The following is a 14,415-nucleotide window of genomic DNA, read 5'->3' as shown; positions in this document are numbered from 1 at the left end:
AACCACCGGGGAAGGGGAGACCGCCATGAACGATACCGCCATCAAGAACTACTGCATCTGGGCCCGCAACGAACTCATCGCCGGCGTCGAGGCCCGCATGAGGCTCTATGACGTTGCCGAGGGCGCCGAGCCCGTCGGCTCCGCGGCGGTGGGCGGGCGCGCCCTGTCCCCGGAGGAGACCGAGTGGCGCGACGCCCTACTGCGCGCCGGCGCCGAGGAGGGCCTGGAGCACCTGCGCGACCGCGCCGCCTACACCTGGTTCAACCGCATCGCCGCCGTGCGCTACATGGAGGTCCACGACTTCCTGCCCAGCCGCGTGCGCATGTTCACCCGCCCCGCGGCGGACGGCTCCTGGGAGCTGGGCAGCCAGGCCGTGGACGAGGCGCTCGACGTGGTGATCGAGGGCGCAGACCCGGTGCGCATCGCCGAACTCAAGCAGGCCGGCGAGGACGGGCCGCTGTTCCGCTATCTGTTCCTTGCCCAGTGCGCCGAGCTCTCCGGGTGCCTGCCCGGCGTGTTCCAGCCCGTGGACGCCTGCATGGCGCTCCTCCTGCCGGCCAACCTCATGGACCCCGACGGCGTCATCGGCCGCATGGTGGGCGACATCCCCGAGGAGGACTGGGAAAAGAACGTCCAGGTCCTGGGCTGGATGTACCAGTACTACAACTCTGAGGTCAAGGACGCTTTTTTTGCCTCCAAGGCAAAGGAGACTCCCGATACCATAGGCCCGGCCACCCAGCTGTTCACGCCCGACTGGATCGTGCGCTACATGGTGCAGAACTCGCTGGGGCGCCTGTGGATGCTCAACAACCCCGCAAGCCCGCTTCGCGCCGAGATGGAGTACTACATCGAGCCCGATGCGGAGCATGAGGACTTTATCAAGATCAACGGCCCCGAGGACATCTCCCTGTGCGACCCGGCCTGCGGCTCGGGCCACATCCTGGTCTACGCCTTCGAGCTGCTGTCAAAGATGTACCTGGAGCGCGGCTATCGCGAGCGCGAGATTCCCGAGCTCGTCTTGTCAAAGAACCTGCACGGCATGGAGATTGACCCCCGCGCCGCCCAGATCGCGCGCCTGGCGCTGGCCATGTGCGCCCGTGAGCTCGACCGCCGCTTCTTCGGCCGCGGCGTGCAGGCCGACATCGCCGTGCTCGCCCCGGTGGCGCTGGGGGAGGGCGACGTCCCGCAGGGGAGCGCCCTTGCCAAGAGGAAAGACCTCGTCGACGCCCTGGCGCACCTGGACGAGGTGGGCTCCCTGCTCGCTCCGGGCGAGGGCGACCTCGCCGCGATCCGCGAGGCGATGGCGCTCACCGGCGCCGATGGCCTGTTCGGCAGCAGCTTCAAGGAGAGGCTCCAGCGCGCCCTCGATACCTGCGAGGTACTTTCCCGCCGCCACGACTGCGTGGTGGCCAACCCGCCCTACATGGGCAGCTCCAGTTTCGGCCCCTTCATGTCCAAGTGGGTCAAGAAGAACTATCCCGACGTCAAGAGCGACCTGTGCGCGTGCTTCATCGAGCGCGGGTTCAACCTGGCGAAGGACCGCGGCTACGCGGCAATGATCACCATGCAGAGCTGGATGTTCCTGGGCAGCTTCGAGAAGATGCGCTCCGCGCTCATCGGGTCCAAGTCGATCCTGTCCATGCTGCACCTGGGCCCCCGCGCGTTCGACGCCATCGGCGGCGAGGTCGTCAACGTCACGGCCGACGTCGTCTACAACGGCCGCGCGGTATGCGAAGGCGCCTACGTGCGCCTCGTCGACATCAACGGCAGCGAGGCCAAGCGCCAGAAGGTCCTCGAGGCGATCGGCAACCCCGGCTGCGGATGGTTCTACCGCCGCGACGCCGAGACCTTCAAGCAGATCCCCGGCACCCCCATCGCCTACTGGCTTGGGAGTGGATTGTTGGCGGCGTTTAAAAATGGCTGCAGCTTCGATTCAGTGGCTCATCCCAAAGTTGGAATGCAGACGTCTAAAAATGAGAAGTACTTACGCTTGTGGCACGAATCGGACTTTCGTCCTTCTAGGAGTGATAAGAAGTGGATTAAGTATCTTAAAGGCGGCGACTATCGTAAGTGGTACGGAAATCTTGAATGGCTTCTTTTGTATAAAAATGATCCCACCTGGATTCTGCAACAGCCTCATGCTCGAGTCTTGAGTGAATCATTTCTCGAGAAAAGAAAGAACACGTGGACGGATTTAACCTCGGGTGCAAATAGCTTCAGGTTCGCTCCGCAAGATACCTTTTATGATATTTCGGGGCATTGTTATTTCCCTAGTTCGGATAATCAGCTAGAGCTTCTTGCGTATTCAAACTCGTCCCTATTTTCATTTGTCTTGCAGCTATTCAATTCTACGATGCACTGCCAAGTTGGTGATGTCGCCAGGGTTCCATATCTTGCGCCTGCAGCGGTAGATAAACAACGCATTTCGGATCTATCTCAGCGTTCGCTTGATGCCTCTAAGGCCGATTGGGATTCGCTTGAAACCTCCTGGGACTTCAAACGTCACCCCTTACTGTAGGAGTCATTGTGTGTAATCAGTTCTTGCATGAATGTACGGGCTTGCAGCTGGCTAGGGGCTTAGCTGAATTGCTCGAGCTGACTTTTCCAATCGATTCTGAAGTAGATGATGGGGACCACTTCGTTGTGACCGATGATCCAGTAACCGTGCATTGCACCGATGCCAATTTGGCATGGATACTCGATGCTGAAAAGAATGGGCTTTCGAAAGATGGCCCAGGTAATAGGATTCAGAAAAAGTGCCATTATGAGCAGATTCTGAAAGTCGCTCGAAGGTCTATACGTGACAATCGCCAAAGACGCTCTATTTCGGATGATATGCTGTTCCTACTATTCTCGTGCCTTCATGAGTTTGGCCATGCGACTGATTTGTCCACGATGAGCGAATCGGATCGCAATAGGCAAGCAAGAGCGAGAGAAGACGCGAAAGCTCGGGCCGCTCAATTATTTCAAAGTAAGGCCGACAATGGTATTGGCGAGCGTGGATACACGGTTCTTGCTGAAGAGAACGCCATTTCTTATAGGAGACTCCCGCTTGAGAAACAAGCGGATTCTATTGCTTCTGACTATTTGGTCCAGCTGTTGCAAATTGACCGTTTTAAAGAGAAGTTGATAGCAGCGTGCGTCGGAAAGGCGCGGTTTGGCGGGCAGGGTGCATGAGTAATAGGAAAAAGATGGCGAGGGGAACATTCACTAACATACTTGTCGTATTAGCGTTTATGCTATTCACTCCGATTGTCTTACAGGTTGTATATACGATTCCCCTGGTCGAGCCAAGGATTTCCGCAGATTCTGTACTGCAGTTTTGGGGAACTATTGCGGGCCTTTTTATTGGCGGAAAGGTACTTGGAGAAGCAAGGAGAAAGCTGGACTGGGAAACTAGGGCGGAGTGTTTTCCGCGATTTGAGGCTTCTGTTGAGTCGGCCAATGGTGCAAGTGTTCTGCAAATTGAAAACAAGGGTGCCTATCCGTTTATTGTTCTTTCTGTTTGCAACGTTCCTGTTAATTGGACAATTGCTCCCGGGGCGAAAGAATCTCTTTTGGTCCCGAAAGCTGCTCATCCTAAGCGCTTTATGTATAAAGATTATGCTAGGTCTGTCGGATTGTCGCATGGCGACTCATTGGAGTATTTGCTGACTACAAAAACCGGGGAATTTGTCGACGGTTTCTCTCTGTTCCAGGATGGAAGTACCGGAAAATGGACAGTTTCAGCCCTTTAGGCAATCGGGTTACTTTATTCTGCCTGCTGCATTCAATCCCCAACGGTCATAGCCAATACCTACCGCTCGCACTTGTTGCTCAACAAATGGCGAGGTTGATGGGCTAAGTTGATAGCAGTGTTCGGTCAAGGCGAGGGGATAGAGGGAATCGAAGCACTCATCGAAAGCGCCCCGAAGGAAGCCAAGTAGCTTCTGGAGCTAAAGCGAAAGGTTGATTGAGATGGATTTGGTGACTTCTTTTTTCCACCTTCTGTCCGATTATTGCGTTTGCTTTGACGATGGAATGATCACCTGGGATGGTCGTCATCACGCTGCGACCGGTCTGCATGTCGATAACGAAAAGGTTCCCGAGCTCACCGAGTTTGCCACGCGGGGCGGCTTTGATGATCTGAATGATTATCTCAACTGCTTTGTAGATGGCTTTCTGAATAACCTGGTTGAGGCCGATGAGGACCTTATTGTTCCCAGGAGCGCAATCCACGAGGCGCTTTACCCTATGCTTCGAGAAGGGGATTTGACGGGCCTTGTCTTGGCTGATTTCTGCGGCTGTAACAAGGCGCTCGTAATCGACAATCCGGCCCCCGATGCGTATTGCGTAATGTATGACACGCGAATCGCTCGCGGTATCCCCCAGTTCTTCAACTTGGTCACACGCATGCTTTGGGATATGCGCCAAGGGCTGCGTAGCCAGCAAGACGTTTCGTTTAAGGTGACGTTTGTTGCGGCGAAGAACGTCGATCTATCTATGCTGGTCGTAGACGACGTGACGGACGTTGTGGGTGTGCAGGAAAAGCCGGGAACGACGATGGTCTACTCTGCCCCGAAGATTCGGCTGGATGCTTGTAATGGATCGGAATTGGTATCGGCATCCGTCGCGCTAGAGAACGATGGCGATGCTCCCGGCAAAAAGAGCAGGGGCGCGGACGAGAAGCCTCAACCGTTTCAACCAAAGTCTTGGGCAGAGGACGAGACGAGGGATAGGGTCTACGCGCTTGCTGATCGATGCCTCGCTGACCAGGACGAATTAGATCAAGCCGAAGCGGAAAAGGCGCAACTTCAACGAAAGCTTGACTCGATTACTAAGGCTCTGGCCGAGGCAACCTCGACATACGATCACTTCCGGGACCTGGAGCGCAAGCGAGAGCAGCTGACAGAGCAGAGGAACAACCTTGATAATGAGGTTTCGAGCTGCGAGAAAGAGCTTCAGTCGTTTGGACTGTTTGACATTAGCAATAAGCGCCAAGTAAAGAAAAAGCTTTCGAATCTTGCCGGGCGCATAGAAAAGGTCGATTCCAGCCTCAAGTCTATTGGGATCGATCTCTTTGAAGGATCGAGTGAGCTTGCCAAAGTTGAGGTCGATAAGTTGCAGCAGCAAGAGGGCGATGCTCAACTGGCGCTTAAGGAGGCCGAGGCGAACTTTGAGCAGAAAGAGGCTACATGGAAAGAAGGCAAGGCTGAGCTTGAAGCGTTCTGCGCCAGCGTGCCAGATAATCCAAAAATGGATAGGTTTTGCTGGGATGCCGATTGGCGCATAAAACAGGCGCGTGATCGCAAAGAGCGGGCTGAATACCAGCAGAAAAAACGGCGTTTTGCAAAACAGTTTGCACAAACAGTCGAAGTTGGCGAAGAATTTGGTCTGCGAGATATGGTTGATGCGGTCGACGGAATAGACTCGGTTTCAACGGCTTCGATTATTGTTCAGAAATACTACGACAAGACCCATTCAGTAAAACGGGTCGCCCCGCTTTACAACCTCCCTGCCTATGTGTTTACCGACAAAAGGTTCATGGATTTATTGGACGATTGATTCTTGTTTAGGAGTCGGCTGTATTTTGCAGGGGGCATCTCTAGGGATGCCCCCCGTTTTTATGTCGAGCTTGCATTGGATCCAGGCATAAAAAATGCCGGGGGACATCCCCCGGCTCTTGCCGGAGGGAAGCCCCCGGCTCTTGGAGGTCCCTCTATTCGAGGGTACCGATATCTTTATACCAGAAGCTGCGCGCCGGGTCTACGCGAGACGTTTCGCCCGAATCTTTCTAAGGTGATTCTTTCTGAAATCACGGTAGTTTCCAAAAAAGATTTGCTCGGTATTTGATTGCTCGGAATTACCGTATTTAATCTCCGCCAGCTCGATTTCGCAAATATAGTCAGCAATTTGCTGAAGCCTGAAGTGCTTCGGATCACATTCTTTGTAAACCACAGCCTGTTTCCCAAGGACGTATTCGAATGCCGCATGGAGGACAGCTGTTACTTCGTCTTGTCCGTCGTCGTAATAAATCTTGATGACGCTATAGTCTTGAAAAGACTGAAGCCTGTCGAACAAAAAGAGGATCAAATCGCGACGCATCCTTGCGAACATTGCCGCATCGCTTTTAAATTTGTTTCTTTGGTAACTGAGCGTCATGTATGTAACGGGGCATTTGTTTGCAAATGTTGCAAAGCTCGCCAGAAGCCGATTGCGCAAGCGAGTGTCCATGGCTCCGTAGGATTCGTTGCCGTGCATCAGGGGGTTCATGTGTAGGGGAATATCGGGAAGTCCACGCGTTCTAAGCGTGTGTTTATAACGCTCGATAATTTCAGCAATTGATGCTGACTGGTCATGAAATACAAGCGTGACGAGATAGTACTTAGCACTTTGCCCTCCGTAGTTGCCGGATTCGTCGACGAAGACGGAAAGCTCCCTCATGATGCAGTCTCCCTAAAAACAAAAATGCCGGGGGGATCCCCCGGCCCTTGACTGCCCTCCATAAAGGAACGTAACCTTTTTATACCACGAGACGAGGAGTCTATTCAAGTAGAAATTATAATGACCAAACACATGTTCGTCAATCTGCCTGCGATTTTAGGATAACGACAGACTTTTGGCATGAGATGGTGGGGGCGCGCTCGTTCGTGTTGCTTTGAACCGGTTGCTGCGGTCGTGGCGTTATGGCTACCGCTCGCACTTGTTGCTCAACAAATGGTGGAGCTGGTGGAGTAAGTTAATACATATTGGCTGCAAAGCGGGGTCGGCCTGTAGTGGAAGTACTCTCAAAATGGTGCCTGCGAATGCTCTGCACGGGGCGCTATTAGCTTTGCTGTCGGGTAGACTTGTCTATGTTGACTTAGCTAGTTTTATTGGGCTTTTAATCGGTCCTGATTGGATGGGATAGAGATATGGCAACGTTGCTCGCCGATAAATACGAGGCTCGCAAGGCCGAGGTCAATGCTCGCTTTGAGAAGCTTCGCGCTAACGAGGAGGAGCTCAACCGAATCTTTGCCAAGATCTACAACATGGAGGGCGAGGTGCCCATCGAGGTCGAGGACAAGTATGTATCGGTTGCGCGCATCTTCGACACCGCCGACGAGATCCCCGAGAGCTATAAGGGCAACAAGTACGTGCGCACCAAGCGCGACGAGATCACCTCGCTCATAAGCTATGCCGTGGGCTGCATGTTTGGTCGCTATTCGCTGGACGTGGACGGTCTGGTCTTGGCCGACCAGGGCGCCACGGTCTCTGACTATCTGGCCAAGATGCCCGATCCCGATCACGTGACCTTTATGCCCGATGGCGACAACGTGCTGCCCATCACCGACGACGAGTACTTTGACGACGACATCGTGCGCTACTTTATCGACTTTGTGCGCACTGTGTATGGCGAGGAGACGCTCGAGCAGAACCTGGCCTTTATTGCCGAGGCGCTCGGCGGCAAGGGTACCTCGCGCGAGGTCATCCGCACCTACTTTTTGAAGGACTTCTTTAAGGACCACTGCCAGACCTACAAGAAACGCCCCATCTACTGGTTGTTCGACTCGGGCAAAAAGAACGGCTTTATGGCTCTGGTCTACATGCACCGCTATACTCCCGATCTGCTGGCGCGCATTCGTACCGACTACGTGCACGAGCAGCAGGAGCGCTATCGCTCGCAGATCGCCGATGCCGAGGATGCGCTGGCCACGGCCGAGCGCGGCGAGAAGGTCGCGCTGACCAAGCGCATCAAAAAGCTCAAGGACCAGCTGACCGAGACCGTTGCCTACGAGGAAAAGCTGCATCACCTGGCCGACCAGATGATCAAGATCGACCTGGACGACGGTGTTAAGGTCAACTATGCCAAGTTCCAGGATGTGCTGGCAAAGATAAAATAATGCACACGTGATTACGCGTTACGCGAATTGTTTTGACCGGTATGACAGTGGGATTGTTAGATGGCAAAGTTCGATGTAATTGAAGAGCTGGCGGCGCGCTTTGAACAGCCGTTGCCCGATTGCCGTGAGCGCCGCGTGGTGGTGTGGCACGACGCGGAGGGCGAGTTTGCCGCTACGTTTGCCGAGCTTGCCGAGGGCGGCTTTGGCGAAGCGGTAGAGCAGCGCCTGCCGCGTCCGGTGCGCTTTGTGGAGGCTTGCGACGGGCATATGTTTGAGGTCAAGCGCCTTATCGCCCGCGAGGACACCACGAGCGACATGCTGGTGTATCGCCAACATGGGCGCGGTAGCCTTGAGGGCGATTGGCTGGCCGATGTTGAGCTGTACGCCGATCAGTTCTCGGCGGACTATCTGTCACTGCTGGCCGATCAGCTGGGCGCCTCCAACGCGAGGGATATTCGCAAGGCTCTGCAGGCGCACAAGTCGTTCTTTGACGCCAAGGGTCGCGTCGCCAAGTTTTCCAAGTGCATGCCCGCGCCTGCGTGTGCGGCCGATGTTGAGCTGGGCCTGCTGGCTGCCATGTTTGGTGGCTCCGATCCCAGCGCTGCCACCATGCCGTTTATTGTGCGCGCGTGCCTGACCATGTTGCTGCACGATGGTCCGGAGGCGCTGTCGGAGCTGGCGCAAAAGTTTGAGGCCGCCGACAGTCTTGCTGCCTTTGTGCGTCAGCGCACCGGCTTTGAGGGCGCGCTGTTCGAGCGCGATTCGCTCCAGGATTTTGCCGCCCATGTGCTGCTGACGGCTGCGGCCTCGTTGGTGCCGGCCTCTGCGCTGCAAAAGCTCTCCAACCATATTGCGCCTGCCTACGCGCCGTATTGCATCGCGGTTGTCCGCGAATGGGCGGGCGATGCTGCGGCGTCTGATGACCTGCGCGAGATTTGCGAGCTGGTCCAGGACGCGTGCGGCCTGCGCCATGTGTTTGGCGCTCTGTCTACCGACGATCTGCTGCGCCTCGATGTGTTCCCGTGCGTTGACGAGGCCATTTTGAGCGACCTGCTCGCCTCACTGGCACAGGGGGCCGACCGCGTTGACGAGGCCCGTCGTGTTGCCGCGGCCCGTCGCGATCTGTGCTGGTACGACGATGTCGCCTGCTACTACCAGGTGCTTTTGGCACTGGCCGATATGGCAGCCTTTAAGCGCGACCATGCGGGCGGATTCCACATTGCCCAGGCGGCCGAGGTGTGGGAGGCCTATACCACAGATTGGTGGCGCATGGATGCGGCATATCGCGCACTGCGTCAGGCAGACGAACGCTGCAAGCTGCGTGGTGTCGACCTGCTGGAGGAACCCGAGCGCCGCGCGGTCGAGTGGGCCGAGAACAACTACGTTAACTGGTATCTGACCGAGAGCAACGCATGCTGGGCCAATGCCGCTCAGGCGCAGTGGCGCGATGCCGGCTATGTTGAGGGCGTCGCTCGCCAAGACCTGTTCTATTGGGAGACGCTGCCCACGTATGCTGGCAGTGCCAAGGCCAAGGTGGTCCTGATTAGCGATGCGCTGCGCTACGAGGTGGCGCAGGATGTGGCTGCCGCTTTGGAGCGCGAGCGCGGCGGCGAGGTGCGCATGGGTAGCATGCAGGCGATGTTCCCCTCTATTACCGAGATGGGCATGCCGGCGTTGTTGCCGCATCAGGGCATGACGCTTAACATGGAAACGGGCGCCGTGCAGCTCGATGGCATGCCCACGGGCTCTACGGTCGAGCGTCAAGCGGTGCTGCAGAAGGCCGCGCCTGTGGGTCGTGCCCTGAGTGCCGCGGCGTATCTGGACATGTCTGCCGCCGAACGCAAGGAGCTGCTCAAGTCCAGTGAGATCGTGTACCTGTATCACAACAAGATCGACGCGACGGGGGAGAAACTCGCCACCGAAAGCGACGTGTTCGATGCGTGCGCCGAGAGCGTGGACGAGCTGGTCTCGATCGCCAAGCGCGTGTGCACCGATGCGCCGGGCGCCCGCGTGACGATTACGTCCGACCATGGCTTTTTGTTCACGGCCAACGAGCTGCCGGAATGCCTGTTCCTGGGCAAGAATGACCTGCCCGACGATCCGGTGCTGTTTGGCAAGCGCCATGCGGTGGTCGCTCAGGGCGACGCCTTGGCCGATATCGCCAACGGTGCGGACGGTAGCCCGTATTTGGCCATGAACATGGACCATGTGGTGCCGGGCGGCGGCTATGTCGGCTTGGCCCCGCGCGGGATCGTGCACTATAAGCGACCCGGCGGAACCAAGCGCTACGTGCATGGCGGCGTGAGCTTGCAGGAGCTCGTGGTGCCGGTGGTCGGGTATCGTCGTCTGAGCGCTTCCTCAAAGGAATTTGTCGACACGCAAATGGCTCAGCTGCGCGTGCTGAGCGAGAGCCGTCGCGTTACCAACTCGCTGTTTGGCATTAAGTTGTTGCAGGAGGAGGCCGCTACGGGCAAGGTGTTGCCGTGCGAGTACGAGCTGGTGTTTACCGACGAGACTGGCAACGAGGTGAGCGACGTTGCCCGCGTGCATGCGGACATGACCTCGCCCAACCCGCAGGACCGCGTGGTCGAGGCTCGCTTTACGCTTAAGGCGGGCGTGTCGTTTGGGTCCGGCTCGTCCCATTTGCTGGTTTGTCGCGATGCGCAGACGGGCAAGATCGTTTGGCGCGAGACGTATACCATCGCCGTTTCGTTTGCCCCTGTTGCTGACTTTGGTTTTTAGGAGTGTGCCCTATGTTTGATAGCCATGACGACGGTCTGTGGGAAGTCCCCTCGATTGATGTGGATGTGCCTGCGGCGGCTGCGGCGCCTGCGGAGGCGCCGGCGGCTGAGGCTGCTGCGCCTGCCCCGGAGCCGGCGGCGGCCGCCGCGTCCGTTGAGGCCGCCGCGCCCGCCGAGGACGAGTCCTCGACCGATGGCTATGACCAGGCTGTGGCCGAGACTCCCGAGGACGACGGCTACGACATGGATGGGTTGGACGGCAAGCTGCTCGAGCACTTTGCCGGCAAGATCGTGCGCAAGGACCTGACGGCCCTTATGAAGCGTGGCGCCAACGTGCCGACCTTTGTGCTGGAGTATCTGCTGGGCATGTACTGCTCAACCGACGACGAGGATGCCGTGGCAGAGGGCCTGGACCGTATTCGCAGGATCCTCACCGATAATTACGTGCGCCCCGACGAGTCCGAGCGCATTAAGTCCAAGATTCGCGAACTGGGCCGCTTTACCATCATCGACAAGGTGACGGCCAAGCTCGACGAGTATAAAGACATTTACGTGGCATCGTTTGCCAATCTGACCATCGAGCCGTTTGTAATGCCGGCTGAGTACGTGCGCGACTATTCCAAAATTCTGCAAGGTGGCATTTGGTGCATTATGAGCATCGAGTATCGTCACCCCCTGGATGAGGAAGACGAGTTTGGTATGGAGGTCTTTGGCGATGATGCGCCACGCCGCTCCAAGGCCAAGCGCAAAAAGCGCGGACCCGAGGACTCTCCCTTTAGCGTGGCGTCGCTCACGCCCATCCAGATGCCCAATCTGGACCTGGATGCCATGGTCGACGAGCGCCAGTACTTTACGCGCGACGAGTGGCTCAATATGCTGCTGCGTTCGGCTGGCTATGAGCCCAGCGAGCTTTCCGAGAAAGAGCGTCTGCACTTTATCGAGCGCATGGTGCCGCTGATCGAGCGCAACTACAACCTGTGCGAGCTGGGTCCCCGCGGCACCGGTAAGAGTCACATCTACAAAGAGGTCTCGCCCTACGCCATCTTGCTTTCGGGCGGCCAGACCACCACGGCCAATCTGTTCGGCCGCATGAACTCCATGCGCGCCGATCGCGTGGGCTTGGTGGGCCACTGGGACTGCGTGACGTTCGACGAGGTCGCCGGCATGCGCTTTAAGGACACCAACGCCGTGCAGATCATGAAGGACTACATGGCGAGTGGCAGCTACGCGCGCGGCCGCGACCAGATTAACGCCGATGCCTCCATGGTCTTTGAGGGCAACATCAACGACACCGTGCAAAATGTCCTTAAGACCACGCACCTGTTTGATCCGTTCCCGCCGGAGTTTAACAACGATTCGGCTTTCTTCGACCGTATCCACTATTACCTGCCGGGTTGGGAGATTCCCAAGATGCGCTCGAGCCTGCTGACCGGGCATTATGGCCTGATCACCGACTGCCTGTCGGAGTTTTGCAAGGAGATGCGCCGCAAGGACTTTACGCACCATATCGACCGTTACTTCCGCTTTAACAGCGACTTTAACAAGCGTGACGAGATTGCCGTGCGCAAGACCTTTAGCGGCCTGGCCAAGCTGCTGTTTCCCGACGAGGCCATGGATAAGGACGACGTGCGCTGGCTGCTGGACTACGCCATCGAGGGCCGTCGCCGCGTAAAGGAGCAGCTCAAGATTATGGCGGGCGTCGAGTTTATCGACGTCAACCTGGGCTATATGGATGCCGACAACCCGCAGGACGTGCACGTGGTGCGCGTGCCCGAGCAGAGCGAGGACACCCTGATTCCCGACGGGCCGCTGCTGTCCGGCCACGTGTTTGGCGTGGGCAGGTCGCAGGGCGGCGAGGTTGCCGTGTACAAGCTGGAGAACAAGGCCGTTGCCGGCGAGTGCAAGTTTAAGCACGAGGGCGTTGCCTTTAACAAGCCGGTGCGCGATACGCTGGAAGCCGCGTTCGACAACTTTGTGAACCTGGCGAACCGCGTGGCGCCGGGCATGCACATTGGCTCCAAGGATTACCTGCTGTTCTACAACGACCTGCAGAGCAAGGGCCTGTCCGAAGAAGTTTCGCTCGCCGAGTTTGTGGGCCTGTGCTCCGCGGCGTGCAACCGCCCGGTGATGCCCGCGCTGGCGATTCCAGGAATCTTGCGCATGTCGGGCTCTATGGACGAGATCCGCGGGCTCGAGGACATTATGCGCGTGGCCAAAAACGCCGGCGCCAAGCGCGTGATTTTGCCGCTGAGCGCCATCGCGGGCCTGCAGAGTGTTTCGTCCGAGATTATCTCGGGCTTGAGCCCGGTGTTCTACATGGATGGCGATCCCGTCGACGCCGCGAAGAAGGCGCTGGATCTGTAGGAGTGCGGGCGTGCGGGCTTGCGTACGCGTGGGCCCGCGAGCGTGTTGGCGTGTTCGGGTAAGGAGGCCTTGCCATGGCGGACGAGCGTTGCGTTGGCGAGTTGCTCGACGAGCTGTTTGGCTTTGAGTCGGTGGCCAGGCGTCAGACGGCGCTTGAGCAGTACGATCGCGGAGAGTTGGTGCGCAAGGCGCGCTCTCGCGAGCTGCTGGGCGTGCTTAGGGGCGTCGAGGCTGCCGAGCACGCTGCGCGCGACTCTGCCGTGCGGGCTGTTGATACGTACGTGCGCCGTGTTGAGGGTGCGGCCCTTGCGCGCGCTCGCAAGCAGACAGGCGTTGTGGGTCCGCTGCAGATGGAGCGGCGCTATGCTGCCTTTTTGCGCATGGAAGACAAGGCTGAGCTGCTGGCGCGCCTGGAACAGACGCTTGCGTTTATCGAGGTTAAGCTGCGTGCGAATACGGCTGACAGGGTTCGTGCGGCGTACGAGGCTGCGGGGGCCTTGGTGTTGCGGGATGCGGCACGCCTGAGTGACGTGCGCGTTGTGGATGCCGTGCCCCTGGATGCCGATCTGCTGTGCACGCAGCTGGAGCAGTTGCGTTGTGCCGCCGATGCGACGGACCTTGCGGGTATGATCACAGCGACGTTTGAGTCCGAGCTGAGTGCGACAGGGTCGCAGGGCGCTGGCGGGTTTACGGGCGATTTGGCTGGCGATGTTGCTAGTGACGTGGCGTTGGGGCGTGAACTTACCAACGTGCGCGGCGCTGCGCAGCGAGCGCGCTTGGCGGCTCAGGCGTATCGGGCCGAGCGTGCCGCCCGCGTTACGGGGAGCACGGTGGAGCCGGTATCGTTGCCCGAGTCTGTGTGCGTTGCGTGTGAGACGGCGTGCGATGCCGGGGAGCTTTCCGAGTTGCTCGCTCAGGTTAAGAAGTCGTTTGAGACCTACCGTCGTGTTGTTGCCGACGGCGGGTTGTTCTGTGCGTTTGGCTCTGGCTCACCGCATGGGATTTGCCGGGGCTCGAGCTATTTAGACTACGATTCACGGCTTGACGAAGACGTGCTGGTGGGCGAGTACGACGGCGCTACCAGGCATGATGTTCGGCGTGAGGTCGCGATTCCCGAGCTTGTGGATGAGGCTTCGACTGATGGCGGCGACTCGCTCGAGGTTGCCGTGGCACGCATGCGCGAGTTCAATGAGCGTCGCTACGATGGTGTGCTGGATGAGGACCCTGCGCGCCATGTGAATGCGTTTTGGTATGGACTCAAAAAGCTCAGCCAGTATTGCGAGGCAGCCGTGCGTGTGGACGTGCGTGCTTGGGATTGCTTTATCGATAAGGTGCAGTTCGCCTACGATGAACCCGTGGGCCGTTTGGCCACGCAGATGGACGACAAGCAGGTTGAGGCTTTTGTCGCTGCCGTGGATGCGCTCGGCACTGACGAGTAAGGGCCTGGT

At 57.9% G+C, this 14,415-nt stretch carries 9 protein-coding genes; 8 read left to right on the top strand and 1 reads right to left on the bottom strand.

Going from position 1 to position 14,415, the window contains the following annotated elements:
• Positions 1–25 precede the first annotated feature (25 nt).
• The 4 genes from pglX (at position 26) to KTF55_RS03460 (ending at position 5,544) form a co-directional block, all read left to right on the top strand.
• Positions 26–2,518, top strand: a complete 2,493-nt coding sequence (gene pglX / locus KTF55_RS03475; RefSeq protein ID WP_217107943.1) for a BREX-1 system adenine-specific DNA-methyltransferase PglX — start codon at positions 26–28, stop codon at positions 2,516–2,518.
• An 8-nt stretch (positions 2,519–2,526) separates the two neighbouring features.
• Complete coding sequence (locus KTF55_RS03470) at positions 2,527–3,177, top strand: hypothetical protein (RefSeq protein WP_217107942.1); 651 nt, start codon at positions 2,527–2,529, stop codon at positions 3,175–3,177.
• Complete coding sequence (locus KTF55_RS03465; protein WP_217108528.1) at positions 3,174–3,737, top strand: hypothetical protein; 564 nt, start codon at positions 3,174–3,176, stop codon at positions 3,735–3,737. The genes KTF55_RS03470 and KTF55_RS03465 overlap by 4 nt, the downstream gene beginning before the upstream one ends.
• A gap of 211 nt (positions 3,738–3,948) precedes the next feature.
• Positions 3,949–5,544 (top strand): hypothetical protein, encoded by a 1,596-nt coding sequence (locus KTF55_RS03460; protein WP_217108527.1) that lies wholly within the window; start codon positions 3,949–3,951, stop codon positions 5,542–5,544.
• A gap of 201 nt (positions 5,545–5,745) precedes the next feature.
• Here the strand turns inward: KTF55_RS03460 and KTF55_RS03455 are convergent, their stop codons facing one another.
• Positions 5,746–6,423: a DUF3800 domain-containing protein gene (locus KTF55_RS03455; protein ID WP_217107939.1), complete on the bottom strand. Its 678-nt coding sequence runs from the start codon at positions 6,421–6,423 to the stop codon at positions 5,746–5,748.
• A 470-nt stretch (positions 6,424–6,893) separates the two neighbouring features.
• Here KTF55_RS03455 and KTF55_RS03450 point away from each other — a divergent pair, with 470 nt between their 5' ends.
• The 4 genes from KTF55_RS03450 (at position 6,894) to KTF55_RS03435 (ending at position 14,406) form a co-directional block, all read left to right on the top strand.
• A complete protein-coding gene (locus KTF55_RS03450; protein WP_217107938.1) occupies positions 6,894–7,862 on the top strand; it encodes a hypothetical protein in 969 nt (322 codons plus the stop codon).
• Between the two features lie 60 nt (positions 7,863–7,922).
• On the top strand, positions 7,923–10,604 hold the full coding sequence (gene pglZ, locus KTF55_RS03445; RefSeq protein WP_217107937.1) for a BREX-1 system phosphatase PglZ type A: 2,682 nt from the start codon (positions 7,923–7,925) through the stop codon (positions 10,602–10,604).
• Positions 10,605–10,615: 11 nt separating this feature from the next.
• Positions 10,616–12,967 carry a protease Lon-related BREX system protein BrxL gene (brxL, locus tag KTF55_RS03440; protein ID WP_217107936.1) on the top strand — a complete coding sequence of 784 codons (2,352 nt, stop codon included), beginning with the start codon at positions 10,616–10,618 and terminating at the stop codon, positions 12,965–12,967.
• A gap of 74 nt (positions 12,968–13,041) precedes the next feature.
• The gene (locus tag KTF55_RS03435) at positions 13,042–14,406 is read left to right on the top strand and encodes a hypothetical protein (RefSeq protein ID WP_217107935.1); all 1,365 of its coding nucleotides are present in this window, start codon (positions 13,042–13,044) and stop codon (positions 14,404–14,406) included.
• The last annotated feature ends 9 nt before the right edge of the window (positions 14,407–14,415 follow it).

This window comes from Collinsella sp. MSK.8.10, assembly GCF_019041915.1.
GTDB lineage: Bacteria > Actinomycetota > Coriobacteriia > Coriobacteriales > Coriobacteriaceae > Collinsella.
This window is presented reverse-complemented; position numbering and strand designations above follow the sequence as displayed.

What these genes read in the sequence shown, in the direction of transcription:
- KTF55_RS03455 (WP_217107939.1), bottom strand. Translation starts at nt 6,423, where the DNA reads ATGAGGGAGCTTTCCGTCTTCGTCGACGAATCCGGCAACTACGGAGGG.
- KTF55_RS03435 (WP_217107935.1), top strand. Translation starts at nt 13,042, where the DNA reads ATGGCGGACGAGCGTTGCGTTGGCGAGTTGCTCGACGAGCTGTTTGGC.
- brxL (WP_217107936.1), top strand. Translation starts at nt 10,616, where the DNA reads ATGTTTGATAGCCATGACGACGGTCTGTGGGAAGTCCCCTCGATTGAT.
- pglX (WP_217107943.1), top strand. Translation starts at nt 26, where the DNA reads ATGAACGATACCGCCATCAAGAACTACTGCATCTGGGCCCGCAACGAA.
- KTF55_RS03465 (WP_217108528.1), top strand. Translation starts at nt 3,174, where the DNA reads ATGAGTAATAGGAAAAAGATGGCGAGGGGAACATTCACTAACATACTT.
- pglZ (WP_217107937.1), top strand. Translation starts at nt 7,923, where the DNA reads ATGGCAAAGTTCGATGTAATTGAAGAGCTGGCGGCGCGCTTTGAACAG.
- KTF55_RS03450 (WP_217107938.1), top strand. Translation starts at nt 6,894, where the DNA reads ATGGCAACGTTGCTCGCCGATAAATACGAGGCTCGCAAGGCCGAGGTC.